Here is a 25,207-nt window from a genome sequence, read left to right as displayed (position 1 = left end):
GCCGATGAACGACGACAGGACACCGGAGCCGGAGGACACCGGCGCGGACCGCGGCCGGACCCCGGAGGAGCGCGCGGAGGCCCGGAACGGCACGGGTGCCGCGCGGCGCCCGGGGCCGGGACGGCAGCCGCTGCCCGAGGCGAAGACCCCGGATTCCGGCGGGGAGCGCCCCGCCGACGGCCCGGCGGCGGCCGACGTCTCGTCCGGCGCACCCACACCCCCCGCCCCCGCTCCCGGCGCGGGAGCCGCCGCCCCGGCGCCGGAGGGCCCGCGCGGTGAGGAGAGGATGACGGGACGCCAGCGGCTGCGGGCCGCTCTCTGGCCGCCGCGGGTCAGCCGCGCCCAGCTCATCGTGGCGCTGCTGCTGTGCGTGCTCGGGCTGGGCCTGGCGATCCAGGTCCGTTCCACCAGCGACGCCAGCGTGCTCCGCGGCGCGCGCCAGGAGGACCTCGTCCGGATCCTCGACGAGATCGGCGACCAGACCCAGCGGCTCCAGGACGAGCAGCAGCGTCTGGAGGAGCAGCGCACCGAGCTGGAGAACAGCTCGGACCAGGCCGAGGAGGCCCGCCGGCAGACGGAGCAGAAGGAGCAGCAACTCGGCGTGCTGGCCGGGACGGTGGCCGCCGAGGGCCCCGGTCTCACCATCACCGTCAGTGCTCCGCAGGGGGCCGTCGACGCGTACAAGCTGCTGGACGCCATACAGGAGCTGCGGGCCGCCGGTGCCGAGGCGATCCAGATCAACGACGTACGGGTGGTGGCGGGTACGTTCTTCACGCAGGACGGCGACCGGGTCCGCATCGACGGGCAGCGCGTGGAGCAGCCGTTCCGGATCAGGGCGATCGGTGATCCGCAGGATCTGGAACCCGCTCTCAACATTCCCGGCGGTGTGGTGCAGAGTCTGGAAAAGGAGCAGGCCACGGTGGCCGTCACCCGCGAGGAGAAGATCATCGTGGACGCCTTGCGGGCGGCGGATCGGCCTGACTACGCTCGGTCGTCACCGCAGTGAGACGCGGTCGGTCGCCGGGGCGCGGGCGGTACGCGCGAGGGGCTCGCCGGGCGCGTGCGGCTGCGGGGGGTCGGAGCACCGCGAGGGCGGTGCGTGGTGGAAACTGTCTGGTGGGCGCGGACGTTGTCTTCATGTCCGGGTCGGCACACAGGGTGTGCAATGAGGTTTCGTCCTGCCCCACGGGCGGGTCTGTTTCGGTCAAGGGGAATCGCCCGTGAAGTTGTTCGGGAAGTTGTTCGGTAAGAGCGCTCGGGAAGAGTCGGGCGGTGCCCGTCACCGGGCCGGTGGCCCGGAGGAGGGCGGCGCGCAGCAGGCGGAGCGGCCGCTGTTCCGTGACGAGGTGGCGGGGGCCGAGGGGGGCAGTGGCGCGTCCTCTGTTGACCCTGCCGCGTCCGGACGCATAGGTTCATCAACCTCAAGTGCGGGTGGAGAGTTCGGCTCCGGTCCGTACGCGTCCCAGGCCCCCGGTGGGCCGTCGCAGCAGGAGGCACAGTCCATGTCGGCCTTGCCGGTTTGTACGAGGTGCGGGCACCGGAACGCCGAGGCCAGCCGCTTCTGCTCCAACTGCGGTGCCCCGCTGCGCGGCGCGCCGTCGGAGCGCCCCTCCGAGACCACCTCGACGATCTCGATCTCGGGCCTGGAGGCCTACGAGGCGGAGGCCACCGGCCAGACCGCGCCGCCGCTCTCGCCGGAGGCCCAGGCCGCCGTCGACGCCCTGCCGCCGGGTTCGGCGCTGCTGGTCGTCCGGCGCGGCCCGAACTCCGGCAGCCGCTTCCTGCTGGACGGCGAGCTGACCACGGCCGGCCGCCACCCGCAGAGCGACATCTTCCTGGACGACGTGACCGTCTCCCGGCGCCATGTGGAGTTCCGCCGCGGTGCGGACGGCGGCTTCACCGTGGCCGATGTCGGCAGCCTCAACGGCACCTACGTCAACCGTGAGCGCATCGACTCCGTTCCGCTGACCAACGGTGACGAGGTGCAGATCGGCAAGTACCGGCTGGTCTTCTACGCGAGCCAGCGGAGCATCTGACCGCAGGGAAAGGCCCATGCGCCAGACACCGTCGGGCGGCGCCGGCTCCGGCGCCGCCCCCGACCGCCGTTTGCTCAGCATCGGCCGGGTGCTGGGCCTCCTCCGGGACGAGTTCCCGGAGATCACCATCTCCAAGATCCGGTTCCTGGAGGCGGAGGGCCTGGTCGAGCCGCGGCGCACGCCGTCGGGCTACCGCAAGTTCAGTCCGGACGACGTCGAACGGCTCGCGCGGGTTCTGCGGATGCAGCGCGACCACTATCTGCCGCTCAAGGTGATCCGCGAGCAGCTGGACGCGCTGGAGCGGGGCGAGCGGCCGGACGTCCCCGCGCCCGGCCGGGCCCGGGATCTGCTGGACGGTGTGCTGGACCCGGCGGACGCGGTCCCGGCCCCGGCCCGGACCGATCGCGCCGGGCTGCTGGCCGGGGCCGGGGTGGAGGAGCGGGAGCTGGCCGAGTGGGAGTCGTACGGCCTGATCTCGCCGCTGGAGGACGGGAGCTACGGCCCAGACGCCGTCACGATCGCCGGGATCCTCGGGGAGATCGGCCGCTTCGGTCTGGAGCCCCGGCATCTGCGGGTCATGAAGGCGGCCGCGGACCGTGAGGCCGGCCTGGTGGAACAGGTCGTCTCGCCGCTGAGGCGGCACCGCAACCCCCAGACGCGCGCCCACGCCGAATCCACCGCGCGCGAGCTGGCGACCCTCTCGCTGCGGCTCCACGCGGCCCTGGTGCAGTCGTCGCTCGGCGTGCGCCTGCGCTGACTCCGCGCTTCCGAGGGGTGCCCGACTACCCAAAACGGCCGGGCAGGTCCTAGGGTTGCTGTGTGAACGAGCTCGACGTTGTGGGTGTCCGGGTGGAAATGCCCTCCAACCAACCGATCGTGCTCCTGCGTGAGGTGGGAGGCGACCGGTACCTTCCCATCTGGATCGGACCGGGGGAGGCGACCGCGATCGCCTTCGCCCAGCAGGGCATGGCCCCGGCCAGACCGCTGACGCACGACCTGTTCAAGGACGTGCTCGAAGCGGTGGGCCAGGAGCTGACCCAGGTCCGCATCACGGATCTGCGGGAGGGTGTCTTCTACGCGGAGCTGGTCTTCGCGAGCGGTGTCGAGGTGAGCGCCCGCCCGTCCGACGCCATAGCGCTGGCCCTGCGCACCGGTACCCCGATCTACGGCAGTGACGGGGTGCTGGACGACGCCGGTATCGCCATCCCGGACGAGCAGGAGGACGAGGTGGAGAAGTTCCGCGAGTTCCTCGACCAGATCTCGCCGGAGGACTTCGGTACCAGCAGCCAGTGACGCGGGCGGGAGCTCCCCGCAACCGCCCGCCGCGCATTCGCTGAGCCGTTCCCCGCCCGCGGTTACGGAAAACCACCCCAGGGGTGATTATCACCCGGCGTGCCGAGCGCGGCGATCGTTGACGCACCCCCGGCGACTGCCTACCGTCGACAAGGCAGGTCAAGGACGGAGGTCGGCGTGAGCAGCACCGGCGACGGTACAGCGGCGGGCAGTCCCATTCCGCTCCACGCGGGTGGCTCCGCCCCCATCCAGAAGACCGCCGCGACGGGTCCCGTGACATCCCCCGGTCAGCCTTCCGAGAACGTCGGATACCGGGGCCCCACGGCCTGCGCGGCCGCGGGCATCACCTACCGGCAGCTCGACTACTGGGCCCGCACGGGGCTGGTGGAGCCGAGTGTGCGCTCCGCCCAGGGCTCGGGCGGCCAGCGGCTCTACAGCATCGAGGACGTCGTCGTCCTCAAGATCGTCAAGCGGTTCCTGGACACCGGTGTCTCCCTGCAGAACATCCGCGCGGCGGTGCGCCATCTGCGCACCCGGGAGCGGGCCGACCTGGCCCGGATGACGCTGATGAGCGACGGGGCGACGGTCCACGAGTGCTCCTCCCCGGACGAGGTCGTCGGTCTCCTGCAGGGCGGACAGGGCATGTTCGGCATCGCCGTCGGCGTGGTCTGGCGCGATGTGGAAAACGCGCTGCAGCAGTTGCACGGGGAGCGGGTGGACACGGGGGAGACCCTGATCGGGCACCATCCCGGTGACGAACTGGCCCGCCGCCGGAACCGCGCCGGCTGAGACCGGCCCCGGCGCGCCGGTCCGGTGGCGGCGCGGCCGCCGGAGCCGTTGTCGGTGCCGTAGGGCAGCATCGGTGCCGTGAGACCGGTTCCGACGATCCTGCATCTGGACATGGACGCCTTCTTCGCCTCGGCGGAGCAGGCGTCCAAGCCCAGTCTGCGCGGGAAGCCGGTCGTCGTCGGCGGTCTCGGGCCGCGCGGCGTCGTCGCCACCGCCTCCTACGAGGCGCGGGTCTTCGGTGTCCATTCGGCCATGTCGACGGCCCAGGCCCGCAGGCTCTGCCCCAACGCCGCGTATCTGACGCCCCGGTTCTCGCTGTACCGGCAGGTGAGCGAGGCGGTCATGGAGCTGTTGCGGGAGCTGTCCCCGCTGGTCGAGCCGCTCAGCCTGGACGAGGCCTTCGTGGACCTGGAGGCGGGCCCGGCTCCCCCGGCGACCGCCGCCGCGGCCCGGGAGGCCGGTGAGCGGCTGCGGACCGCGATCCGCGCGCGGACCTCGCTCACCGGCTCGGTCGGCCTGGCCGGGTCCAAGATGCTCGCCAAGATGGCGTCCGAGCAGGCGAAGCCGGACGGTCTCGTGGTCATCGAGCCGGGCACGGAACGCGAACTGCTGGCGCCGATGCCGGTCCGGGTGCTGCCCGGTGTCGGGCCCGCCACCGCCGAGCAGCTCCGCCGGGCGGGCATCGGCACCGTCGAGGAGATGGTCGGGGCGGGGGAGGCCGAGCTGGTGCGGCTGCTGGGCAAGGCGCACGGCAGCTCGCTGTACGCCCTCGCCACCGGCCGGGACGACCGCCCGGTGGTGGCCGAGCGGGACAGCAAGTCCGTCTCCGTGGAGGACACCTTCGACGTGGACCTGCACGACCGGACCCGGGTGTACGGGGAGGTGGTGCGGCTGGCCGGCCGGTGTGTCACCCGGCTGCGGGCCGCCGGCCGGTCCGGGCGCACGGTCGTCCTCAAGGTCCGGCGCTACGACTTCTCCACGCTGACCCGCTCGGAGACCCTGCGCGGCCCCACCGACGACCCGGGGGTGGTGCGCGAGGCGGCGGTGCGGCTGCTCGACGGGGTGGACACCACCGGCGGGGTGCGGCTGCTCGGCGTCGGCGTCACCGGGCTGGCGGACTTCACCCAGGAGGATCTCTTCGCGCAGGCAGCGCTGGAGGGCACCGGCCCGGCGGCTCCGGCCGTCCGCGCGCGGACCGGGCCGGGCGGGGACGAGGACGCGGAGGCGGGCACGCGGCCCGACCAGCCGGGGGAGGGCGCGGGGGAGGGCGTCGCCGCGGCGGAAGCGGCACGGGCGGGGGATGCGGGGGGCGCCCGGGAGGGCTCCCGCCGGTGGCACCCCGGGCATGACGTGCGGCACGCGGAGTACGGGAGCGGCTGGGTGCAGGGCAGCGGTCTGGGCCGGGTGACCGTCCGGTTCGAGCAGCCCTGGTCGGAGCCGGGGCGGGTACGGACCTTCCGCGCGGACGATCCGGCGCTGGAGCCGGCCGCGCCGCCGCCGCTGGTACGGCCGGCCGGCGGCCCGGAGCCCGGCCGGAGCGGGGGCCGGGGACCCGGCCCGCCGGGTGGTCAGGCGCCGGATCCGGCGGTCCGTCCTGAGCCGTCCCGGCCCGGGGCCTCCTCGTCGCCGTCCGGCAGCTCCGCCTCCAGCCCGTAGTGGTGGTAGAGCTGGATCTCCTGCTCCGGCGAGAGGTGGCGGCCCACCCCGAAGTCCGGCGCGTTCCGGACCAGGGAGCGGCGGTAGGGCACGTACAGGGTGCCGTCGACGAACTCGCTCGGCTCCAGCGGGACGAAGGCGTCCCGGCCGAACAGGCCGGTGCGCACGGCCGCCCACTCGGGCAGCCCGGTGGCGTCGTCGAGGTAGACCTCGTCCACGGTGCCGATCTTCGTACCGTCGCTGTCGAAGGCCTTGCGGCCGATGAGGCTCCGCGGGTCGATCCCCGTGTGCACGGTCCCTCCAACTGGTCGGCGGACTTCCCCGTGCAATCCACGTAAGGCCAGATCCGGCCCGTCGGCCACTCGGGGGTCCGGTCCGGGGCCCCGCTGGTAGGCTGGCCGTGGCCGCAGATCCCGTGCGGGAGAGTCCTCCGCCCCCCGGGGCCGGGGGCGCCGAAGGAGCAAATCCTCCCCGGAATCTCTCAGGCACCCGTACCGCACGGGCGAGGTCACTCTGGAAAGCAGGGCAGGTGCCGGGCCGGCTGTGCCGGAACCTTTCCTCACCGACGGTGAAAGCCGGACCGCGTGTGCGGGGTCCGGTGAAGCTCTCAGGTCGACGACAGAGGGGGAGGCCCCCGTTCGGGGTACCCGCCAGGGTGCCCCTTCGCAGGTCCGCGTCGACCAGGAGGCCTCCGCAGATGACCGCACCCCGCATTCCCCTCTCCCGGCTGGAGCGTGGCACCCCGTTCGCCCGGCGCCATATCGGCCCCGGCCGCGAGGCCCTGGCCAAGATGCTCGCCCAGGTGGGCTACGGATCGCTCGACGAACTCACCGCGGCCGCCGTCCCGGACGTCATCAAGAGCACCGGGGCGGTGGCGCTGCCCGAGGCGCGCGGAGAGGCCGAGGTCCTGGACGAACTGCGGGCCCTGGCCGGCCGCAACCAGGTCCTCACCTCCATGATCGGCCTCGGCTACCACGGCACCTTCACCCCGCCGGTGATCCTGCGCAACGTCATGGAGAACCCGGCCTGGTACACCGCCTACACCCCCTACCAGCCGGAGATCTCGCAGGGCCGGCTGGAGGCGCTGCTCAACTTCCAGACGGTCGTCGCCGACCTCACCGGCCTGCCCACCGCCGGCGCCTCGCTGCTGGACGAGGCCACCGCTGCCGCGGAGGCGATGGCGCTCTCCCGTCGTGTGGGCAAGGTGAAGGACGGGGTCTTCCTGATCGACGCCGACTGCCTTCCGCAGACCATCGCCGTCATCGAGACCCGCGCCGAGCCGGCCGGGACCGAGATCGTCGTCGCCGACCTGTCCGGCGGCATCCCGGACGAGATCGCCGAGCGCGGCGTCTTCGGCGTGCTGCTGCAGTACCCGGGTGCCTCCGGGCGGATCACGGACCCGCGGGCCGTCGTCGAACGGGCGCACGAGCTGGGCGCCGTCGTCACCGTCGCCGCCGATCTGCTCGCCCTCACCCTGCTGACCTCGCCCGGTGATCTCGGCGCCGACATCGCCGTCGGCTCCACCCAGCGCTTCGGCGTCCCGATGGGCTTCGGCGGGCCGCACGCCGGCTACATGGCGGTGCGGGAGTCCTACGCCCGCAACCTGCCGGGCCGCCTGGTCGGCGTCTCCGTCGACGCGGACGGCGCCCCCGCCTACCGGCTGGCCCTGCAGACCCGTGAGCAGCACATCCGCCGGGAGAAGGCGACCAGCAACATCTGCACCGCGCAGGTGCTGCTCGCGGTGATGGCCGGGATGTACGCCGTCTACCACGGGCCGGACGGGCTCGCGGACATCGCGCGCCGCACGCACCGCTACGCGGCCCTGCTCGCCGAGGGCTTGCGGGCCGGCGGCGTGGAGGTCGTCCACGGCGCGTTCTTCGACACGGTGACGGCGCGGGTGCCCGGGCGGGCCGCCGAGGTCGTCGCCGCCGCCCGCGAGGCCGGGATCAACCTGCGGCTCACCGACGCCGACCACGTGGGCATCGCCTGCGACGAGACCACCGGCAGGGAGGAGCTGGCCGCGGTCTGGGCCGCGTTCGGCGTCCCGGCCGGCGCCGCCTCCGTCGACGCGCTGGACGCCGCGGTGCCCGACGCGCTCCCCGAAGGGCTGCTGCGCACCGACGAGTACCTCGGCCACCCCGTCTTCCACGAGCACCGCTCGGAGACGGCGATGCTGCGCTATCTGCGCCGGCTCGCGGACAAGGACTACGCGCTGGACCGGGGCATGATCCCGCTCGGCTCCTGCACCATGAAGCTGAACGCGACGACCGAGATGGAGCCGGTCACCTGGCCCGGCTTCGGCGCCCTGCACCCCTTCGCGCCGGCCGAGCAGGCGGAGGGCTACCTCGCCCTCATCCGGGAGCTGGAGGAGCAGCTGGCGGCCGTCACGGGCTACGACAAGGTCTCGCTGCAGCCCAACGCGGGCTCCCAGGGCGAACTGGCCGGACTGCTCGCCGTCCGCGCCTACCACCGTGCGCGGGGCCAGGAGGAGCGCACCGTCTGCCTCATCCCGTCCTCGGCGCACGGCACCAACGCCGCCAGTGCCGTGATGGCCGGCATGCGGGTCGTCGTGGTGAAGACGGCGGAGAACGGCGAGGTCGACACCGAGGACCTGCGCACCAAGATCGAGAAGCACGGTGACGAGCTGGCCGTGCTGATGGTCACCTACCCCTCCACCCACGGGGTGTTCGAGGAGCACATCGGAGAGATCTGCGCGGCCGTGCACGACGCGGGCGGCCAGGTCTACGTGGACGGCGCCAACCTCAACGCCCTGGTCGGCCTCGCCGAGCCCGGCCGGTTCGGCGGCGACGTCTCGCACCTCAATCTGCACAAGACCTTCTGCATCCCGCACGGCGGCGGCGGGCCCGGGGTCGGCCCGGTCGCCGTGCGCTCCCACCTCGCGCCGTATCTGCCCAACCACCCGCTCCAGCCGGCGGCCGGGCCGGAGACGGGCGTCGGCCCGGTGTCGGCGGCGCCCTGGGGATCCGCGGGCATCCTGCCCATCTCCTGGGCGTACGTCCGGCTGATGGGTGCCGAGGGGCTGCGGCAGGCCACCCAGGTGGCCGTGCTGAGCGCCAACTACGTCGCCAAGCGGCTGGAGCCGCACTTCCCGGTGCTCTACACCGGTCCCGGCGGGCTGGTGGCGCACGAGTGCATCATCGATCTGCGGCCGCTGACCAAGGCGACCGGGGTGAGCGTCGACGACGTCGCCAAGCGGCTGATCGACTACGGCTTCCACGCCCCCACGATGTCGTTCCCGGTGGCCGGCACACTGATGATCGAGCCCACGGAGAGCGAGGACCTGGCCGAACTCGACCGGTTCTGCGACGCGATGATCCGTATCCGTGCGGAGATCGAGCAGGTCGCCTCGGGGGAGTGGACGGCCGAGGACAACCCGCTGCGCAACGCGCCGCACACGGCGGCGGTGCTGGCGGGGGAGTGGGAGCACCCCTACAGCCGGGAGACGGCCGTGTTCCCGCCGGGGGTCGGGGCGGCGGAGAAGTACTGGCCGCCGGTCCGGCGCGTCAACAGCGCCTACGGCGACCGCAATCTGGTCTGTTCCTGCCCGCCGCTGGAGGAGTACGACTCCTGACCCCTCCGGCGCGGTGCCGGCGCGTGGCGTGAACGGGGCCGGTCCGGCGAGCTGCCGGGCCGGCCCTGTGATCTCTGTGCGGTTATCGTGCGGACCTGTGCGGAGTGATCTCTGTGGGGTGCCCGTCGTTACCGGCCGCCGGGTCAGGCAGCGGTCATCACATGCTCGATGCCCAGTGGCCGGTGCGGAGCGATGATCTGCCCGTCGGGCAGCAGTTCACCGGTGTCCTCGAAGAGCAGGACGCCGTTGCACAGCAGACTCCAGCCCTGTTCGGGGTGGTGCGCCACCAGATGGGCGGCTTCCCGGTCGGCGGAGTCGGCTGTCGGGCACGGTGAGGAGTGCTGGCACATGGCAGGGATCTTTCGCTGTGGTGTGAGTGTCCTGCGGCTTGACGTAGTGTTCACAACCGCCCCCCGTAATCCTTTCCTTGGTCGGTTCCAGTGTTACCCGCGGAATGGTGTTTCGCAGGAATTTCGCTGTACCCGCCCTTCCGGGGTGATGACGCACCACTCTTGCGGACGGTTGCCGTCAAGAGGACGGCCCCTTCGGGTGGTTCACCATGGCCGGAGCGGACTAGTCCGGCCGGGCCGGAGCGGTGGTGCGGTGACGGCGCACCGGCGCGCCCCGCGGACGGGGGAGCCGCGGGGCGCGCGTGTTCGAGGGGAAGAACCGGCGTTCAGGCGGCCGGTGAGGCCGTCGCGTCCAGCAGGGGTGCCACTCGGCCCAGCCGCAGGGTGAGCACCGGCAGCAGGTCCGAGACCCGGTGCGGGTGGTGCGCGGCGATGCCGGGAGGCGCGGGCGCGAGGGGGACCAGCAGATCCGTGGGGGCGGGCTGGCCCTCCGCGGGGTCCGCGGCGGTGTCGCCGTGCAGCCACAGGGTGAGCATGTAGAGCTCGGGCACCGACAGCAGACGCGGCTGGTACATGCCCGACAGCGCTTCCGCCTGGCGCAGGGCCTGCTCGGTCGAGGAGAGGTACGGGCCCCCGAAGAAGTGGGAGAAGGCCCAGCCGTCCGGCGTCGGCTTGGTCTCGGCGGCGGCCACCGCGCGGCCCCCGCTCCGTACCAGGAAGCGCCACGCGGCGAGGCGGGCCGGCGGTGGGCCTTCCTGCCGGGTGATCCCCTCCAGGACGTGGACCGGCAAGGGCGATTCCGGGGTCAGCGGCCCGGGGTGCGAGCGGAGCACCGGCGCGGCGGCCGGGGAACCGAGGGCCGCGAGGGTGCTGTGCTGGGCGGGCCTGGGCGCCTGGAGGGAAAGCAGCGGCATGATGGGTCGCCTCTCACTTCGGAGACACGGGTGATGCTGGGCAAGTGCGGACGGCAATGTCAGCGTGGCGCGGGGCGGAAGAGGGGCCGGAGCGGAGAATGCCGGCGACACGTACTCTCTGCCCGCGTACCCGGAGTTTATACGGCGCGTGTTCACGGCGCGTTTCGGCTAGCCGACGCGCGTATTACGGGCAAGACTGAAACCGGACCGCGATGGTGGGGGAGTTCCACCATTCTGTCCGTTCGCAAAACCTGTGGCCTTGTGTTATGCCGTGGCAGCCGGTCGGCCGAATCCTGCTGGTGTTTTTCACCACACCTTTGTGCCGTGCCCGTCCGGGGCCTCTTTATGCCGATGGAATGTGCCCCCGGGGTGTACTGGGCATCCTAGCGGGCAGATGCTGTCCGCCGGGGCGTTGTGGTCCGGCCGGCCGGGCATCATCCCGGGCACCGGTGCACTGGAGGAGGGACCCTTCGATGGGCGAGAAGGTCGAGGCGGACGGGTTCGACCTGGCGGATCCGCAGCGCTACCGCACCAAACTGCACCAGTGTCTGGAGGGTCTGGGGCGGCTGCTGGAGGAGAAGAGGTTCGACCGCCCGAGGAATCTGATGGGCGTGGAGATCGAGCTGAATCTCGCCGGCGAGGACGGCATGCCCCGCATGATGAATGCGGAAGTGCTCGAGCGCATCCGGAGCGGGGATTTCCAGACGGAGTTGGGGCAGTTCAACCTCGAAGTCAATATCGTGCCGCACCGGTTGTCCGGCCGCGTTCTCGATCAGCTTGCCGAGGAGATCCGTACCGCACTCGCATATGCCGACCGCAAAGCCCGGGAAGTGGACGCCGGGATCGTGATGATCGGAATTCTCCCGACCCTGGCCGGCCCGGACCTCGTCTCCGCGAACCTGTCCGCGGCGGACCGCTACACCCTGCTCAACGAGCAGATCCTGGCCGCACGCGGGGAGAACCTGGTGCTCGACATCGAGGGCGTCGAACGGCTCCATTACACCAGCGCCTCGATCGCCCCCGAAGCCGCCTGCACCTCGGTGCAGTTGCACCTCCAGGTGACCCCCGGCCGCTTCGCCGCGGTGTGGAACGCCGCCCAGGCGGTGGCCGCCGCGCAGATCGCCGTGGGCGCCAACTCCCCTTTCCTCTTCGGCCGCGAGCTGTGGCGGGAGTCCCGGCCGCCGCTCTTCCTGCAGTCCACGGACACCCGCGCCCCCGAACTCAAGGCCCAGGGCGTGCGGCCGCGAACGTGGTTCGGGGAGCGCTGGATCGAGTCCGCGTACGACCTCTTCGAGGAGAACGTGCGCTACTTCCCCGCCCTGCTGCCGGTCTGCGACGAGGAGGACCCGCTCAAGGTCCTCGACGAGCAGGGCGTCCCCGGCCTCCATGAACTGGTGCTGCACAACGGCACCATCTACCGCTGGAACCGGCCGGTCTACGACATCAGCGACGGCCGCCCCCATCTGCGGGTGGAGAACCGGGTGCTGCCGGCCGGGCCGACCGTCGACGACGTCATCGCCAACGCGGCCTTCTACTACGGGCTCGTCCGCGCCCTCGCGGAGGAAGCCCGGCCGGTGTGGACGCGGCTGCCCTTCGGCGACGCGTCCCGGAACTTCGACGCCGCCTGCCGGTACGGCATCGACGCCACCCTCCGCTGGCCGCGCCCGGGCCGGGGCGGAGCGGTGACGGACATGCCCGCCCCGCGCCTGGTCCGGGAGGAACTCCTGCCGCTGGCGGCCGCCGGCCTCGACGCCTGGGGGGTGGAGCCCGCGGACCGCGACCACTACCTCGGCATCATCGAGGAGCGCTGCCGGCGGCGGGTGAACGGTGCCTCCTGGCAGGCCGAGGCCTTCCGCCAGGCGCGCGAGCGGGGTCTCGACCGGCAGAGCGCGCTGGCCGCGACCACCCGGCGCTACGCGGAACTCGCGCGCACGGGGGAGCCGGTGCACACCTGGCCCGCCGACCTGCCGGACTGAGCCCGGGCACGGCCCCGGGGCCCGGCCCGGAACGGGGCCCGGGCCGGACCGGGCGGGCCGCTCCGTCATCGTTCAGGCGGGCGTACGGTCCGGGGCGGCCGGGGAGTCCGGCGGGCCCGCGCTGGTGGTGCCGCTTCCCGGCCGTGTAGAAAAGGGGAACGCGGCGGACCGGAGGCGGGTTGTGCGGGCAGAGTCGGGCGGTGCGGCCGGGGTGCCGGGCGAGGAGAAGACGCCGGCGAAGCGGGTGCTGCGGCAGGAGACCCTGCTCGTGCTGGCGCTCTCCGTCGGCGCCAGCGCGCTCTCGGCGGTGATCAGCTTCACCGGCTCGGTCACCGCGCCCGGCGATCTGCAGGACCGGGCGGCCACCCTCAACGGCTCCCAGGCGCCGGGCCGTCCCTGGCTCGACCTGGCCTGGCAGCTGTTCGGCATCGCCACCGCGCTGGTGCCCGTCGCCCTCGTCGCGCATCTGCTGCTCCGCGAGGGCGCCGGCGGACTGCGGGCGCTCGGGCTGGACCGGCGCCGGCCCGGCTCCGACCTCGGCCGCGGCGCGCTCGTGGCGGCGGCCATCGGCGGCACCGGGCTGCTGTTCTATCTGGCGGTGTGGGCGACGGGGGCCAACCTCACGGTGGTGCCGGAGTCGCTCCCCGACGTCTGGTGGAAGTTCCCGGTGCTCATCGCCTCGGCGGTGCAGAACTCCCTGCTGGAGGAGGTCGTGGTCGTCGGCTATCTGCTGCGCCGCCTCGGGCAGTTGGGCTGGACCCCGGTGGCGGCGCTCCTCGCGAGTTCGGTGCTCCGCGGGACGTACCACCTCTACCAGGGCATCGGCGGATTCGTCGGCAACCTGGTGATGGGCGTCGTCTTCGTGCTCCTCTACCGGCGCTGGGGGCGGATCGGGCCGCTGGTCGCCGCGCACGCGCTGATCGACATCGTGGCGTTCGGCGGCTACGCGCTGCTGGCGGGCGAGGTCGACTGGCTGCCGACCCCGCCCTGACGGACCCGCTCCGGCCGGGCGTACGACCGGACGGGCATGACCCGGAGCACCGGACGTCGCGTCTCAGCCCGGGGCGGTCAGCAGCTCTCCGTCGATGACGGTGACCGCGCCGCCGGACAGCAGGGTCCGCTCGCCGCGCAGCGCCGTGCGCACCAGCCCCGTGCGGGCGGACGCCTGGAGCCCCGTCAGTTCATCGCGGCCCAGCCTGGCGGACCAGAAGGGCGCGAGCGCGGTGTGGGCGCTGCCGGTCACCGGGTCCTCGTCGATCCCGACCGCCGGTCCGAAGAAGCGGGAGACGAAGTCGTAGCCCGCCGACGGGTCCCCCGCGGCCGCCGTCGCGATGACGCCGCGGTGGCCGAGCCGGGCGAGGGCGCGGAAGTCGGGGGCGAGATCCCGCACGGCCCGCTCGCCGGCCAGCTCCACCAGCAGGTCGCCGACGGCCGGTCCGGTGTCGTGGGCGGACAGCGGCCGTGCGCCGAGGGCGTCCGGCAGTTCCGGGGGCACGTCGACGGCGGTGAGCGGCGCGGTCGGGAAGTCCAGCGTGATGACGCCGTCGTCCCCGGTGGCAGCGGTGAGGACGCCGCCGCGGGTGGTGAAGCGGACCGTTCCGGTGGCGGTGCCGGTGGTGTGCAGGACGTGCGCGGTGGCCAGCGTCGCGTGGCCGCAGAGATCCACCTCCGTGACGGGGGTGAACCAGCGCAGCGCCCAGCCGGCGTCCGCTCCGGGGCCGAGGCGGTGGGCGAAGGCCGTCTCGGCGAGATTGACCTCGGAAGCCACCTGCTGGAGCCACCCGGCGCCGGGGAAGCCGTCGCCGTCGAGAAGGACGACCCCGGCGGGGTTGCCGGCGAACGGGCGGTCGGTGAAGGCGTCGACGATACGAATCCTCATGGGCGGCACCCTAGGACGGGGCGGAGGCGGCGCACCAAGGCCACTGGGCGGCCGGTGGCCCTTCACCGGTCCCGGGGGCGGCGCGGTGGCGGCATGACGGCGGTCCTTCCCCTCTCGTGGCCCTCGGCCGTCCCTTCGCCGTTCTTTCCGCGCCCCCGGTGCTCTCCCGGCCGGTATCCCCGGCGGGAGGGACCGCGCGGACCGCCCGTCCGCCCCGGCGTGTACGCCCGCCGGGCGCGCCCCCGGTCCGCGCGGCGCTCTCCTCCGTGAGGAGGAGATGCCGAACGGAGCCGCCCGTCCCAGGACGTAGGCGGAGATGAGTCCCCGCGCGGATGCCGGAGCGGCCGGGAACTGATGGGGTGGAAGGGTGCACAACCGTACGTCGCAGACCGCGTCCTCCTGCCCGCTCCGCTCCGCCCGCCCGGCCGGGCCCTCCGGGTTCCGTGTCGAACCGGCGTCCGTGGCCTCCGGTGCCCGCCGGCGCGCCGTCCGCGACGGGGACCGGCAGACGGACACGGCGCATCTGCTGCACAGCCTCCTGGAGTACGACCCGGACGTACGGGCCGCGTTCGACGGCGGCCCGGCCCAGGTCCTGCGGCTGCGCGGCTATCTGGCCCAGCGCAGCATCGGCTACGGGCTGCGCTGGCGGGGCGCGGCCGAGGGGTCGGACGCGCCGTTCCGGCCCCGTGCGGGCGGTGCGACGCCGCTCTCGCCGGCGGCCGCCGCGGCCGTGGAGGGCGCGTTGACGCGAGCCCGCGCCCGGGGAGCGGACCGGGCGACGGGGGCGGACCTGCTGGCCGCCCTGGCCGCCGACCGGGAGTGCCGGGCCGTGGAGGTGCTGCGCCGGGTCGGCGTCGACCCGGAGCGGCTGGTGGCCCGGCTGGAGTGCGGCGCCGTCCGGGACGGCGGCTGAGCGGCCGGCCGGGTCCGTGCCGGGTGCCCGACGGCACGGGGCGCGGCGTGGCGGCGGCCGCGGGCGGATCCGCACAGGGGCGTCCCCGGCGGGACGGGCTCCCGCCGGGGACGCCGGACCGAAGGCGGGTCAGCAGGTGACGACCTTGCCGTAGGAACCGATGCGCCAGTGGCCCGTCCAGGTCTCACCGTGCTGGTAGGTCAGGCACGGGAGGTCCCTCCCGCGCTTGATGACCACCTTGACGTGCATGGTCCGGCCGCAGGTGTTGGTGACGGTGACCTTCTTCCGGTGCTTGACCACGTCCCGCCGGACGCAGGCCGGGGCGGTGCCCCGGGTGTCCACCGCCGCGGCCGGGGCCATCCGCTCCGCGGTTCCGGCGGGTGCCGCGACCGCGGGGGCGGCGGGGAGGGCGAGGCCGCCGGCGAGGGCCGCGGTGGCGGCGGTGAGTGCGAGACGCCTGCGGGCGGTTCCGGTGCGTGTGTTCATCATGGGTCCGGAGTCCTTTCCGATGGTCCGTTGGACGGACGGTCTGGAGGCCCGGCCCGTGCGGGAGCCCGCCCGGCCCGGCCCTGCTTCCGATGACCAGACTGGGGGTACGGAGGCCGAACTGTCCCGAATGAACAGGGAAATGGCGTAATCATGGGACATGCGCCTCGCTGAACTGCGGGGACGCCCGCCCGTGGGACGGTCTCCTGGGACGTCCCGGGCGCCGCCCGGTGAGTTCGCGCGGGCCGGCCGGGATGGCCGACAGGTGTCAATAGGGGCGACACTCATGACATCGTCCGACGGTGCTGACATGATGAGCGGATGCAGAGGTCCCGTGGAAGATCCGCCGGTCTCGGACTCGCCCTCGTCTCGGCGCTCGCCTTCGGCGGCTCGGGTGTCGCGGCCAAGCCGCTGATCGAGGCGGGCGCGGACCCGCTGCATGTGGTGTGGTTGCGGGCCGCGGGCGCCGCACTGGTGCTGCTGCCCCTCGCCTGGCGCCACCGCGGACTGCTGCGCCGGCGTCCCGCACTGCTCACCGGCTTCGGCCTGCTGGCCGTCGCCGGGGTGCAGGTCTGCTATTTCGCCGCGATCTCGCGCATCCCGGTGGGGGTCGCCCTGCTCGTGGAGTACCTGGCCCCGGCCCTGGTCCTCGGCTGGGTCCGGTTCGTGCAGCGGCGGCCGGTGACGCGGGCGGCGGCGCTCGGGGCCGTCCTCGCCGTCGGCGGCCTGGCCTGTGTGGTGGAGGTCTGGGCGGGGCTCGGCTTCGACGCGCTCGGGCTGCTCCTGGCGCTCGGCGCGGCCTGCTGCCAGGTCGGCTACTTCGTGCTGTCCGACCACGGCGGCGGTGACGACACGGCCGACCCGGCCGGCGTCATCGCGTACGGGTTCCTGATCGGCGCGGCCGCGCTGACCCTGCTCGCCCGGCCGTGGGGCATCGACTGGCACCTCCTCGCCGGGCGGGCGGAGCTGGCGGACGCGGCGGTGCCCGCGGCGCTGCTGCTCGGCTGGGTGGTCCTGGTCGCCACCGTCCTGGCCTATCTGACCGGCGTGGTGGCCGTACGGCGGTTGTCGCCGCAGGTGGCCGGGGTGGTGGCGTGCCTGGAGGCGGTCGTCGCCACCGTCCTCGCCTGGGTGCTGCTGGGGGAGCACCTGTCCGCGCCCCAACTGCTGGGCGGAGCCGCGGTGCTGGCGGGCGCCCTGATCGCCCAGAGCTCGGTGCCCAGGGACGGGGCGGGAGTGGTGGCCCGGACGGCGGAGCCGCCCTCTGCGGCGTCCGCCCCGCCCTCCCCGGCGGCGGTGTCCGGACGGCCGGCCGGCGGCCGTCCCGGTGCGCCCGGGTGATCCCGGACGCACCGGGACGCGGCGGTCCGGGGCCGTGCGGCGGACCGGGTTCCGCACCGCCGTGCGGGGGCGGCCGGCGGTGGCTCAGCCGGAGGTGAGATAGGCCGGGACGGTGACGGACGGGGCCAGGTCGGCGGCCGGCTGCGGGGTGCCGCGGGTGGTGGCGACCGGGAGGACCCCGCTCCAGTGGGGGAGGTCCAGGTCCCCGGGCTCGTCGTTCGGCCCGCCGGTGCGGATCTTCGCGGAGACCTCCCGCAGGTCCACGGATATGACGGACGTGGCGGCGAGCTCCTTGGCGTTCGCCGGGCGCGCGTCCCGGGAGCGGCCGGGCACTGCCTGGTCGACCAGGGCGTCCAGGGCCGCTGCCCGCTCCTCCTCGCCGAGGACGCTCCGGGCGGTCCCGTGGACCACCACCGAGCGGTAGTTGACGGAGTGGTGGAAGGCGGACCGGGCCAGCACCACCCCGTCGACATGGGTGACGGTCACGCAGACCGGCAGGCCGGTCCCGCCGCTCTCCTCCGTCTCGCGCAGCGGGCGGGAGCCGGTCGAGCCGTGCAGGTACAGACGCTCGCCGACGCGGGCGTAGAGCGTCGGGAGCACGACCGGCGCGCCGTCGCGGATGTATCCGAGGTGGCAGACCCAGCCCTCGTCGAGGATCGCGTGCACCACCTCGCGGTCGTACGAGGCGCGGTGGCGGGCCCGGGTCGGGGTGGTGCGCTCGCTCGGTGCGTAGGGGGCGGGCCCCGGCATGGTGTTCTCCTTTGTTCTAGTGCATAATGAGCTTTGTGCTAGGAGATTACCGGATCGAGGGGCGGCGCGCAGCCGAGATCGCGGCGAGCGTGGAGGAGGGCGTGGGCGCGGGCGCCCTCGCCCCCGGGAGGCGGCTGCCGCCCCTGCGGGAACTCGCCGGAGAGCTGGGCGTCAACCCGAACACCGTCGCCGCCGCCTACCGCCTGCTGCGGGACCGCGGGGTGATCGAGACCGACGGCCGGCGGGGCAGTCGCGTCCGCGCCCGGCCGGCCAGCACCGCACGGGAGTCCATCCGGGTCGAGGCGCCCCCGGGCGGGCGCGATCTGTCCACCGGCAATCCTGATCCGGCCCTGCTGCCGCCGCTGGGGCCCGCACTCGCCGAGGCCGCCCGCCGCCGCGCGGGGCGGCCGCTCCTGTACGGGGCCCCGTCCGTGGACCCGGAGCTGGCGCGGGCCGCCCGGGCGGAGCTGGACGCCGACGGGGTGCCGGACGGGTCCGTCGGCGTCACCTCCGGCTCCCTGGACGCGATCGAACGCGTGCTCGCCGCGCATCTCCGGCCCGGCGACGCGGTGGCCGTCGAGGACCCGGGCTGGGGCAGCATGCTCGACCTCGTGCCGGCGCTCGGGATGCGGGCGGTGCCCGTCGCGGTCGACGACGACGGGCCGCTGCCCGGCGAGGCCGACCGGGCGCTCCGGGAGGGGGCGCGGGCGCTCGTCGTCACCGACCGCGCCCAGAACCCGACCGGGGCCGCGGTGAGCGCGGCGCGGGCGGCGGAGCTGCGGGCCGTCCTGGCCCGCCATCCGCGCACGCTGCTCATCGAGGACGACCACGGGCACGGCATCGTCTCCCTGCCCCTCCACCCGCTGGCGGGAAGCGTGCCGCACTGGGCCTTCGTCCGCTCCACCGCCAAGGCGTACGGCCCCGACCTGCGGCTCGCCGTCTTCACCGGGGACCCGCTCACCACCGACCGGGTGCGGGGCCGGCAGCGCCTCGGCCCCGGCTGGGTCAGCCATCTCCTGCAGCACACCGTGACGGAGCTGTGGCGGTCCGGCGCGGTGGACCCGGCGGCCGTCGCACGCTCCTACGGCGCCCGGCGCGAGGCCCTCGTGGCGGCGCTGCGGCGGCGGGGGATCGCGGCGCACGGGCGGAGCGGGATGAACGTCTGGGTGCCGGTCCCCGATGAAACCGGCGCGGTCGCCCGGCTCCTGCGGGCCGGCTGGGCCGTGGCCCCCGGCGCCCGCTTCCGCACGGCCTCGCGGCCGGGGGTGCGGGTGACCGTGTCGCCGCTGGCCCGGGACGAGATCGAGACGGTGGCCGAGGCGCTGGCCGCGGCCGCCGGCCCGCCCCCCGCGGAGCGCTACGCCTGAGGGCGGCGGCGCCGGCTCTGGGTGAGCGCCGCCCCGGCCAGCACGATCAGCGCTCCGGCCGGGACGTTCCAGTCGAGGCGCTCACCGAGCAGCGCCACGCCGGCGGCCGTCGCGATGACGGGGATGAAGTACGTGACCATCTGCGCGGTCGTCGGCCCCACCTCGGCGACCAGCCCGTACTGGATGAGGAAGGCCGCACCGGTGCCGAGCGCGCCGAGCGCCGTCACGGCCAGCAGCGGCACCAGCGGGAAGGAGACCGGGACGGAGGTGAACAGCGGGGTGACGACGGCCAGTTGTGCGGTACCCAGCAGCAACTGGGCGCTCGACATCGCCAGATGGGAATCGGCGCGGCCGGCCAGGGTGCGGCGGACGTGGACCCAGCCGACGGCGTAGCTCGCGGAGGCGGCCAGGGCCATCGCCGTGCCCGCCGGGTCCTGCCCGGAGAAACCCTGCCAGGCGCCCAGGACCGTCAGCACGCCGATGAAGCCCAGGCCGAGGCCCGCCACCCGGCGCCGGGTCGGCCGGTCCTCGGACAGCGCGACCATCGACAGCGCCATGCCCCAGAGCGGCGTGGTGGCATTGCAGATCCCCGCCAGCGTGGAGGAGATGGTCAGCTCGGCGTAGGCGAAGAGGGAGTACGGCAGTGCGTTGAGGAAGAGGGCGGAGACGGCCAGATGGATCCAGGCGCGGGCGCCGCGGGGGAGGCGCTGCCGCCGCAGGCCCAGCGCGGCCAGCAGCACCGCCGTGCCGAACACCATCCGTCCGAGGGTGACCTGCAGCGGGGCGTAGCCCTCCGTTCCCACCTTGATCAGCAGAAAACTGAAGCCCCAGATCAGCGAGAGGACGGCGAAGCGGATCCGCCAGTCGACGGCGGGGCGGCGGGCCGGGCCGTGGCCGGGGGCCGGTCCGGCGGGTGCGGAGCGGGAGTCGTCCGTCGTGGCGGGGGCGGTCATGGGCCCCACGATGCTCCGCGAGATCTCGTAGGACAAGCGAAAAAATCTGGACCCCACCGTTTAGCATCGCTTACATGTTGAACCTGGACCGGCTGCGTGCCCTGGACGCCGTGGCCCGGCACGGCTCCATCAGCGCGGCCGCCACCGGACTGCACGTCACCACCTCCGCCGTATCGCAGCAGCTCGGCAAGCTCGAACGGGACACCGGGCAGCGGCTGCTGGCCCGCAACGGCCGCGGCATCCGGCTGACGGACGCCGGCCGGCTGCTCGCCGAGCACGCGTCGCGCATCCTCTCCCAGGTCGAACTCGCCCGGGCGGACCTGGAGGCGCGCGCCGGGCAGCCCGTCGGCGAGCTGCGCGTCGGTGCCTTCCCCACCGCGGCACGCGGCCTGCTCCCCGCGGCCCTGCGCACGCTCCGCGGGGACCACCCCCGGCTCCGGGTGCGGCTGCGCGAGCTGGAACCGGACGACGCCGTGCCCGGGATCGTCCGCGGCGACCTCGACCTGGCCGTCGTCCTCGACTGGTACAACAAGCCGCTCTCGCTCCCCGGCGGACTCACCAAGGCACCGCTGCTCGACGATCCCGCCGATGTCGCGATCCCCGCCGGCCACCGGCTCGCCGGCCGCGCGGAGGCGGACCTGGAGGATTTCGCCGGAGACGAGTGGGTCTCCTGGCCGCAGGGCGAGTTCTGTCACGACTGGCTGATGCTCACCCTGCGCGGCAAGGGCATCGAGCCGCGGGTCTCCCACATGGCCGGGGAGCACCACACCCAGCTGGCCCTCGTCGCCGCCGGCCTCGGAGTCGCCGTCGCGCCGAGGCTGGGCCGCGGGCCCGTGCCCGAGGGGGTGCGGATGGTGCGGGTCCGCAGCGGGATGCGCCGGCACATCTACGCCGTCTGGCGGGCCGACGCCGACCGCCGGCCCGCGATACGGGCCGCCGTGGCGGCGCTGCGGCAGAGCGCGGCGGGCACGCGGGACAGGGGCGGAGCGGACGCGGCGGACGGGGGCACGGCGGATACCGCGGACGGGGGGTGCGGTGGACGGGCGGACGGGGGGTCGGTGGGAGGAGAGCGCTGAGCGCCGGAGCCCGGCGGGCTCCCGGGCTCAGGCCTCCGCCAGCTTGCGGAAGTCCCAGGACGCGACGGCCTCCGGGGTGAGCCGCAGCCAGCCGTGCCGCCCGTCGTGCGGCAGCTCCTCCAGCCCGAAGTACTTGCCGGCGAAGAGCCGCTCGGGCGCGTCGAGTTCGGGGTGCGGCTCTCCGGCGCGGGGCACCTCCCCGACGAACTCCGCCGTCCCGGACAGCTCGGCGCCGCGCAGCTCCCCGTACTCCTCGCCGTCGTCCACGATCACCGCGAGCCGCGGGTCGCGGCGCAGCTGTGCCCAGCGGCGGCTGCGGGTCAGCGAGTAGAGCCAGAGGGACGTGCCGTCCCAGCAGAACCAGAGCGCGCTGACATGCGGACGGCCGTCCGCGCCGACCGTGGCCACCCGGCAGGTGCGCTGCCCGGAGAGGAAGGCGTCCAGTTCCTCCGGGCTCATCATGATCCGGCGGCCGCGCCGCTGGGTGGCGGTCATCGAGTCCGTCCTCCGTGCTGGTGGTGATCGGGCGTCCGGACAGCATGCGGGCTCGGGGCGGGGCGCGCAACGACGGTTCCGTCACGGGGAAGGGCAGGGCGAAGGGGCCCCGGCGGGTGCGTCGGGCGGTGTTCGCGGTGCGGAGCCCGCCGCGGTGCCGGCTCCGGAGGGAGACGCCGTACGGGGAGCGCCGCGCGACGGGCCGTGCGCCCGGCCGGAACGACAGCGCCCGCGGCGCTCCTCCCTGCTGGAGCGCCGCGGGCCCGCACCGCGGTCTGTCCGCCTCCCCTCCTCCCGCCGTCTCCCCTTCTCCGTCCTGCCCCGGCGCACCCGGCCGCGGCAGCCCCCGGCCGCCCCCGGTCGGAAGGGCGGCCGGGGACGGTCAGCCCAGCATCACCGCGTCACCCTGGACGGTGATCTTCGCGGGCGGCAGCGGCTTCGGTGCCGGGCCGGCTTTGACGCTGCCGTCGAGCGCGCTGTATTTGGCGCCGTGGCAGGGGCAGTTGATGAGGCCGTCGGTCACGTCCTTCACCGCGCAGCCCTGGTGGGTGCAGGTCGCGGAGAAGGCCTTGAAGTCACCGGCGGTCGGCTGTGTCACGACCACCTTCTGGTCCGGGAAGACCTTGCCGCCGCCCTCGGGTATGTCCGCCGTCTTCGCCAGCTCCGTGCCGCCGGCCGCCTCCCCGCCGGTGCCCCCGCCGGCCTCGCCGGTGCCGGCACCGGTGTCCGCGCCCGCCTCGGGCGCCCCGGCGCCGCCGTCCGGCTGCTGTGCCTGGTTGCCGGAGTCACCCGAGTCGCCACAGGCGGCGAGGGCCGTCGTGAGACCGACGGCTCCGGCGGCTGTGACCACGGCGCGGCGGCTGGTGCTCCGCGCGGAGCCCTGAGATCCCGTCATGGTGAGTACGTCCCTTTCGCTGAGGCGCTGTGCGCGACCTGCCCCGGTGACAGCCGCTTGCTTCCCCCGACCTGTACGCAGCGGGACCCCGGGGTGTTCAGCGCCGCCCGGGCCGCCGCCGCGCCCCGGCCGCCGGGTCCGGCACGGGCGCACGGCGGTCCCCCGTAACCTGGGGGGATGCTGCGCGACGTCACCGCCACCCGCTACATCGCACCGCTGCGGGAGGGCGGTTCGCTGCCCGGCCTCGTCGAGGCGGACGACCTCGGCCTCTGGGTGGTGAAGTTCGCCGGTGCCGCGCAGGGCCGCAAGACCCTCGTCGCCGAGGTGATCTGCGCCGAGCTGGGCCGCAGACTGGGGCTGCGGGTGCCGGAGCCGGCCGTGGTCCGGCTCGACCCGGTGCTCGGACTGGCGGAGCCCGACCCGGAGGTGCAGCACCTGCTCAAGGGCGGCGGGCCGAACCTGGGAGTCCGCTTCCTCTCCGGCGCGCTCGGCTTCGACCCGCTGGGCTGGGAGATGACCCCGGCCGACGCCGGCCGCGTCGTCTGGTTCGACGCGCTCGTGGGCAACGTCGACCGGTCCTGGCGCAACCCCAACCTGCTGGTGCGGCGGGGCGAACCCTGGCTGATCGACCACGGAGCCACCATGATCTGGCACCACCACTGGCCCTCGGCGCGGAAGGCCGCGGCACGGCCGTACGACGCCACGGACCACGTCCTCGCCCCGTTCCGCCCCGACGTCCGCCGCGCCGCGGCCGAACTCGCGCCCCGGGTGACCGCGGAACTGCTGGCCGAGGTCACCGCCCAGGTGCCCGACGCGTGGCTGGACGGCGAGCCCGGCTTCGACGGCCCGGAGCCGCTGCGCCGCGCGTACGCCGAGATCCTGCTGCACCGGTCCCGGACCGTCCACGAGAGCCTCCTGTCCGCCCCGGCGGGCGGGAACGGCGCGAGGGCGGCCCGGTGAGCGCGGGAGCGGACGGGCGCGACGTCTTCGAGTACGCGCTGCTGCGGGTGGTGCCGCGGATCGAGCGCGGAGAGTGCTTCAACGCGGGCGTCGCCGTCTACTGCCGGGCGCGTTCGCTCGTCGTGGCCCGGACCCATCTCGACGAGGCGCGGCTGCGCGCCCTGGACCCGCAGGCCGATGTCGCGGGCGTACGGGCGGCGCTCCGCGCGGCCGAGGAGTTCTGCCAGGGCGGCGCCGGGCGGGCCGCGGAGGAGGACCCGGGCCGGCGGTTCCGCTGGCTGGTGGCGCCGCGCAGCACGGTGCTGCAGCCCGGGCCGGTGCACACCGGGCTGACGGCCGACCCGGCCGCCGAGGCGGAGCGGTTGCTGGCGCTGCTGGTGCGGTGAGGCCCTTCCCGGCTTCGCACGGGTGTTTGCCTCCCTCTCGGCCGTTGCCGATCGCCGATCGCCAATCGCCGCTCGTTGGAGCCCCGGGTGGGGCGCGGCGCCGTCCGGGTGCCCGGCGGGCCCGGCTGTCCGGGGGCGGCGCCCTTCCGGGCTGTGACATGCGCACCTTGGCGCGACAGGCCGTTGACACGGGGTGCCGGGGCTTCTAGCGTTTCGCCAAATGACCTACTAAGCGGTTGCTCACCCATCCGGCCCCACTCCCCGCGCCCGCCGGCGCGGGCGGCCGGCGGGTGAGCCGGACCCGCATCCGAGCGCGAGGAGAACCCGCATGTCCACCACCGAGCAGCGCGTCGCCATTGTGACGGGCGGTGCCCGCGGCATCGGCGCGGCCACCGCCGTCCGCCTGGCCGAGGAGGGCCGCGCCGTGGCCGTGCTCGACCTCGACGAGGCGGCCTGCAAGGACACCGTGGAGAAGATCACGGCCGCGGGCGGCACGGCCCTCGCCGTCGGCTGCGACGTCTCCGACGCCGGCCAGGTCGAGGCGGCCGTGGCCCGGGTCGCGGAGGAGCTCGGCGCGCCGGTCGTCCTCGTCAACAACGCCGGGGTGCTCCGCGACAACCTGCTCTTCAAGATGTCCGAGGGCGACTGGGACACCGTGATGAACGTGCACCTCAAGGGCGCGTTCCTGATGACCCGTGCCTGCCAGAAGCACATGGTCGACGCCAAGTTCGGGCGGGTCGTCAACCTCTCCAGCAGCTCGGCGCTCGGCAACCGCGGCCAGGCCAACTACGCCACCGCCAAGGCCGGTCTGCAGGGCTTCACCAAGACCCTGGCCAAGGAGCTCGGCAAGTTCGGTGTCACGGCCAACGCGGTCGCCCCCGGCTTCATCGTCACCGAGATGACCGCCGCCACCGCCGCCCGCGTGGGCATGGACTTCGAGGACTTCCAGGCCGCGGCCGCCTCGCAGATCCCGGTCCAGCGCGTCGGCCGCCCCGAGGACATCGCCAACGCGATCGCCTTCTTCACCGGCGACGCCGCCGGATTCGTCTCCGGCCAGGTCATGTACGTGGCCGGCGGCCCGCTCAACTAGCCAGCAGGGG

25 protein-coding genes and 1 riboswitch are annotated in these 25,207 nt (G+C 74.3%); of the genes, 16 read left to right on the top strand and 9 right to left on the bottom strand.

What is annotated here, in order from left to right; all coding sequences use genetic code 11:
* Positions 1–4 precede the first annotated feature (4 nt).
* The 6 genes from LIX60_RS01235 to LIX60_RS01205 all read left to right on the top strand — a co-directional run bounded on the left by LIX60_RS01235 (position 5) and on the right by LIX60_RS01205 (position 5,774).
* Positions 5–1,006, top strand: a complete 1,002-nt coding sequence (locus LIX60_RS01235; protein ID WP_227962568.1) for a DUF881 domain-containing protein — start codon at positions 5–7, stop codon at positions 1,004–1,006.
* 172 nt (positions 1,007–1,178) lie between these two features.
* Positions 1,179–2,036, top strand: coding sequence for an FHA domain-containing protein (locus tag LIX60_RS31870; protein WP_374117951.1), 858 nt, complete (start codon positions 1,179–1,181; stop codon positions 2,034–2,036).
* Positions 2,037–2,052: 16 nt separating this feature from the next.
* Positions 2,053–2,793, top strand: a complete 741-nt coding sequence (locus tag LIX60_RS01220; protein ID WP_227956788.1) for a MerR family transcriptional regulator — start codon at positions 2,053–2,055, stop codon at positions 2,791–2,793.
* Between the two features lie 62 nt (positions 2,794–2,855).
* Entirely contained in the window at positions 2,856–3,329 is a 474-nt protein-coding gene (locus LIX60_RS01215; protein WP_039820899.1) for a bifunctional nuclease family protein, read from the top strand.
* Positions 3,330–3,506: 177 nt separating this feature from the next.
* Positions 3,507–4,118, top strand: a complete 612-nt coding sequence (locus tag LIX60_RS01210) for a MerR family transcriptional regulator (RefSeq protein ID WP_308101000.1) — start codon at positions 3,507–3,509, stop codon at positions 4,116–4,118.
* Positions 4,119–4,196: 78 nt separating this feature from the next.
* A complete protein-coding gene (locus LIX60_RS01205; protein WP_227956787.1) occupies positions 4,197–5,774 on the top strand; it encodes a DNA polymerase IV in 1,578 nt (525 codons plus the stop codon).
* Here the strand turns inward: LIX60_RS01205 and LIX60_RS01200 are convergent.
* Positions 5,687–6,067: a PRC-barrel domain-containing protein gene (locus tag LIX60_RS01200; RefSeq protein ID WP_227956786.1), complete on the bottom strand. Its 381-nt coding sequence runs from the start codon at positions 6,065–6,067 to the stop codon at positions 5,687–5,689. The genes LIX60_RS01205 and LIX60_RS01200 overlap by 88 nt on opposite strands.
* A 115-nt stretch (positions 6,068–6,182) precedes the next feature.
* A riboswitch (glycine riboswitch) is annotated at positions 6,183–6,281 on the top strand.
* 190 nt (positions 6,282–6,471) lie between these two features.
* On the opposite strand from LIX60_RS01200, the gene gcvP reads away from it, so the two are divergent.
* Positions 6,472–9,366: an aminomethyl-transferring glycine dehydrogenase gene (gcvP, locus tag LIX60_RS01195; protein ID WP_227956785.1), complete on the top strand. Its 2,895-nt coding sequence runs from the start codon at positions 6,472–6,474 to the stop codon at positions 9,364–9,366.
* 143 nt (positions 9,367–9,509) lie between these two features.
* On the opposite strand, the gene LIX60_RS01190 is transcribed toward gcvP, so the two are convergent.
* On the bottom strand, positions 9,510–9,716 hold the full coding sequence (locus tag LIX60_RS01190) for a DUF5999 family protein (RefSeq protein WP_019708264.1): 207 nt from the start codon (positions 9,714–9,716) through the stop codon (positions 9,510–9,512).
* Positions 9,717–10,042: 326 nt separating this feature from the next.
* On the bottom strand, positions 10,043–10,630 hold the full coding sequence (locus tag LIX60_RS01185; protein ID WP_227956784.1) for a hypothetical protein: 588 nt from the start codon (positions 10,628–10,630) through the stop codon (positions 10,043–10,045).
* 473 nt (positions 10,631–11,103) lie between these two features.
* On the opposite strand from LIX60_RS01185, the gene LIX60_RS01180 reads away from it, so the two are divergent.
* Entirely contained in the window at positions 11,104–12,606 is a 1,503-nt protein-coding gene (locus LIX60_RS01180; protein ID WP_227956783.1) for a glutamate--cysteine ligase, read from the top strand.
* 181 nt (positions 12,607–12,787) lie between these two features.
* Entirely contained in the window at positions 12,788–13,597 is an 810-nt protein-coding gene (locus LIX60_RS01175) for a CPBP family intramembrane glutamic endopeptidase (RefSeq protein WP_227956782.1), read from the top strand.
* A 63-nt stretch (positions 13,598–13,660) separates the two neighbouring features.
* On the opposite strand, the gene LIX60_RS01170 is transcribed toward LIX60_RS01175, so the two are convergent.
* The gene (locus LIX60_RS01170; RefSeq protein WP_227956781.1) at positions 13,661–14,485 is read right to left on the bottom strand and encodes a PhzF family phenazine biosynthesis protein; all 825 of its coding nucleotides are present in this window, start codon (positions 14,483–14,485) and stop codon (positions 13,661–13,663) included.
* Positions 14,486–14,852: 367 nt separating this feature from the next.
* Here LIX60_RS01170 and LIX60_RS01165 point away from each other — a divergent pair, with 367 nt between their 5' ends.
* Positions 14,853–15,398, top strand: coding sequence for a Clp protease N-terminal domain-containing protein (locus tag LIX60_RS01165; protein WP_227956780.1), 546 nt, complete (start codon positions 14,853–14,855; stop codon positions 15,396–15,398).
* 129 nt (positions 15,399–15,527) lie between these two features.
* On the opposite strand, the gene LIX60_RS01160 is transcribed toward LIX60_RS01165, so the two are convergent.
* Positions 15,528–15,887, bottom strand: a complete 360-nt coding sequence (locus LIX60_RS01160; protein WP_227956779.1) for a hypothetical protein — start codon at positions 15,885–15,887, stop codon at positions 15,528–15,530.
* 318 nt (positions 15,888–16,205) lie between these two features.
* Between LIX60_RS01160 and LIX60_RS01155 the strand changes: the two genes are divergently transcribed.
* The gene (locus LIX60_RS01155; RefSeq protein ID WP_227956778.1) at positions 16,206–17,225 is read left to right on the top strand and encodes a DMT family transporter; all 1,020 of its coding nucleotides are present in this window, start codon (positions 16,206–16,208) and stop codon (positions 17,223–17,225) included.
* Between the two features lie 84 nt (positions 17,226–17,309).
* On the opposite strand, the gene LIX60_RS01150 is transcribed toward LIX60_RS01155, so the two are convergent.
* The gene (locus LIX60_RS01150) at positions 17,310–17,975 is read right to left on the bottom strand and encodes a pyridoxamine 5'-phosphate oxidase family protein (RefSeq protein WP_227956777.1); all 666 of its coding nucleotides are present in this window, start codon (positions 17,973–17,975) and stop codon (positions 17,310–17,312) included.
* Between the two features lie 26 nt (positions 17,976–18,001).
* On the opposite strand from LIX60_RS01150, the gene LIX60_RS01145 reads away from it, so the two are divergent.
* Positions 18,002–19,342 carry an aminotransferase class I/II-fold pyridoxal phosphate-dependent enzyme gene (locus LIX60_RS01145; RefSeq protein WP_227956776.1) on the top strand — a complete coding sequence of 447 codons (1,341 nt, stop codon included), beginning with the start codon at positions 18,002–18,004 and terminating at the stop codon, positions 19,340–19,342.
* On the opposite strand, the gene LIX60_RS01140 is transcribed toward LIX60_RS01145, so the two are convergent.
* On the bottom strand, positions 19,333–20,331 hold the full coding sequence (locus LIX60_RS01140) for a DMT family transporter (RefSeq protein WP_374117771.1): 999 nt from the start codon (positions 20,329–20,331) through the stop codon (positions 19,333–19,335). The genes LIX60_RS01145 and LIX60_RS01140 overlap by 10 nt on opposite strands.
* 38 nt (positions 20,332–20,369) lie before the next feature.
* Between LIX60_RS01140 and LIX60_RS01135 the strand changes: the two genes are divergently transcribed.
* A complete protein-coding gene (locus LIX60_RS01135) occupies positions 20,370–21,371 on the top strand; it encodes a LysR family transcriptional regulator (RefSeq protein ID WP_227956774.1) in 1,002 nt (333 codons plus the stop codon).
* Between the two features lie 27 nt (positions 21,372–21,398).
* Here the strand turns inward: LIX60_RS01135 and LIX60_RS01130 are convergent, their stop codons facing one another.
* Positions 21,399–21,866 (bottom strand): pyridoxamine 5'-phosphate oxidase family protein, encoded by a 468-nt coding sequence (locus LIX60_RS01130; protein ID WP_227956773.1) that lies wholly within the window; start codon positions 21,864–21,866, stop codon positions 21,399–21,401.
* Positions 21,867–22,248: 382 nt separating this feature from the next.
* Positions 22,249–22,761 (bottom strand): Rieske (2Fe-2S) protein, encoded by a 513-nt coding sequence (locus LIX60_RS01125; protein WP_227956772.1) that lies wholly within the window; start codon positions 22,759–22,761, stop codon positions 22,249–22,251.
* A gap of 177 nt (positions 22,762–22,938) precedes the next feature.
* Here LIX60_RS01125 and LIX60_RS01120 point away from each other — a divergent pair, with 177 nt between their 5' ends.
* From LIX60_RS01120 to fabG, 3 genes are all read left to right on the top strand, one after another.
* On the top strand, positions 22,939–23,721 hold the full coding sequence (locus LIX60_RS01120; protein WP_227956771.1) for a HipA family kinase: 783 nt from the start codon (positions 22,939–22,941) through the stop codon (positions 23,719–23,721).
* Positions 23,718–24,107 (top strand): DUF3037 domain-containing protein, encoded by a 390-nt coding sequence (locus LIX60_RS01115; protein ID WP_227956770.1) that lies wholly within the window; start codon positions 23,718–23,720, stop codon positions 24,105–24,107. The genes LIX60_RS01120 and LIX60_RS01115 overlap by 4 nt, the downstream gene beginning before the upstream one ends.
* Positions 24,108–24,435: 328 nt before the next feature.
* Positions 24,436–25,197 (top strand): 3-oxoacyl-ACP reductase FabG, encoded by a 762-nt coding sequence (fabG, locus tag LIX60_RS01110; RefSeq protein WP_227956769.1) that lies wholly within the window; start codon positions 24,436–24,438, stop codon positions 25,195–25,197.
* The last annotated feature ends 10 nt before the right edge of the window (positions 25,198–25,207 follow it).

This window comes from Streptomyces sp. S07_1.15 (assembly GCF_020739505.1).
Taxonomy (GTDB): domain Bacteria; phylum Actinomycetota; class Actinomycetes; order Streptomycetales; family Streptomycetaceae; genus Streptomyces; species Streptomyces xinghaiensis.
The sequence above is the reverse complement of the archived record's forward strand: the minus strand, read 5'-3'. Positions and strand labels throughout refer to the sequence as shown.

Excerpts from the sequence above, each read along its gene's own strand:
- LIX60_RS01235 (WP_227962568.1), top strand. The coding sequence starts at position 5 with ATGAACGACGACAGGACACCGGAGCCGGAGGACACCGGCGCGGACCGC.
- LIX60_RS01220 (WP_227956788.1), top strand. The coding sequence starts at position 2,053 with ATGCGCCAGACACCGTCGGGCGGCGCCGGCTCCGGCGCCGCCCCCGAC.
- gcvP (WP_227956785.1), top strand. The coding sequence starts at position 6,472 with ATGACCGCACCCCGCATTCCCCTCTCCCGGCTGGAGCGTGGCACCCCG.
- LIX60_RS01190 (WP_019708264.1), bottom strand. The coding sequence starts at position 9,716 with ATGTGCCAGCACTCCTCACCGTGCCCGACAGCCGACTCCGCCGACCGG.
- LIX60_RS01185 (WP_227956784.1), bottom strand. The coding sequence starts at position 10,630 with ATGCCGCTGCTTTCCCTCCAGGCGCCCAGGCCCGCCCAGCACAGCACC.
- LIX60_RS01180 (WP_227956783.1), top strand. The coding sequence starts at position 11,104 with ATGGGCGAGAAGGTCGAGGCGGACGGGTTCGACCTGGCGGATCCGCAG.
- LIX60_RS01170 (WP_227956781.1), bottom strand. The coding sequence starts at position 14,485 with ATGAGGATTCGTATCGTCGACGCCTTCACCGACCGCCCGTTCGCCGGC.
- LIX60_RS01160 (WP_227956779.1), bottom strand. The coding sequence starts at position 15,887 with ATGATGAACACACGCACCGGAACCGCCCGCAGGCGTCTCGCACTCACC.
- LIX60_RS01155 (WP_227956778.1), top strand. The coding sequence starts at position 16,206 with ATGCAGAGGTCCCGTGGAAGATCCGCCGGTCTCGGACTCGCCCTCGTC.
- LIX60_RS01150 (WP_227956777.1), bottom strand. The coding sequence starts at position 17,975 with ATGCCGGGGCCCGCCCCCTACGCACCGAGCGAGCGCACCACCCCGACC.
- LIX60_RS01145 (WP_227956776.1), top strand. The coding sequence starts at position 18,002 with ATGAGCTTTGTGCTAGGAGATTACCGGATCGAGGGGCGGCGCGCAGCC.
- LIX60_RS01135 (WP_227956774.1), top strand. The coding sequence starts at position 20,370 with ATGTTGAACCTGGACCGGCTGCGTGCCCTGGACGCCGTGGCCCGGCAC.
- LIX60_RS01130 (WP_227956773.1), bottom strand. The coding sequence starts at position 21,866 with ATGACCGCCACCCAGCGGCGCGGCCGCCGGATCATGATGAGCCCGGAG.
- LIX60_RS01125 (WP_227956772.1), bottom strand. The coding sequence starts at position 22,761 with ATGACGGGATCTCAGGGCTCCGCGCGGAGCACCAGCCGCCGCGCCGTG.
- LIX60_RS01120 (WP_227956771.1), top strand. The coding sequence starts at position 22,939 with ATGCTGCGCGACGTCACCGCCACCCGCTACATCGCACCGCTGCGGGAG.
- fabG (WP_227956769.1), top strand. The coding sequence starts at position 24,436 with ATGTCCACCACCGAGCAGCGCGTCGCCATTGTGACGGGCGGTGCCCGC.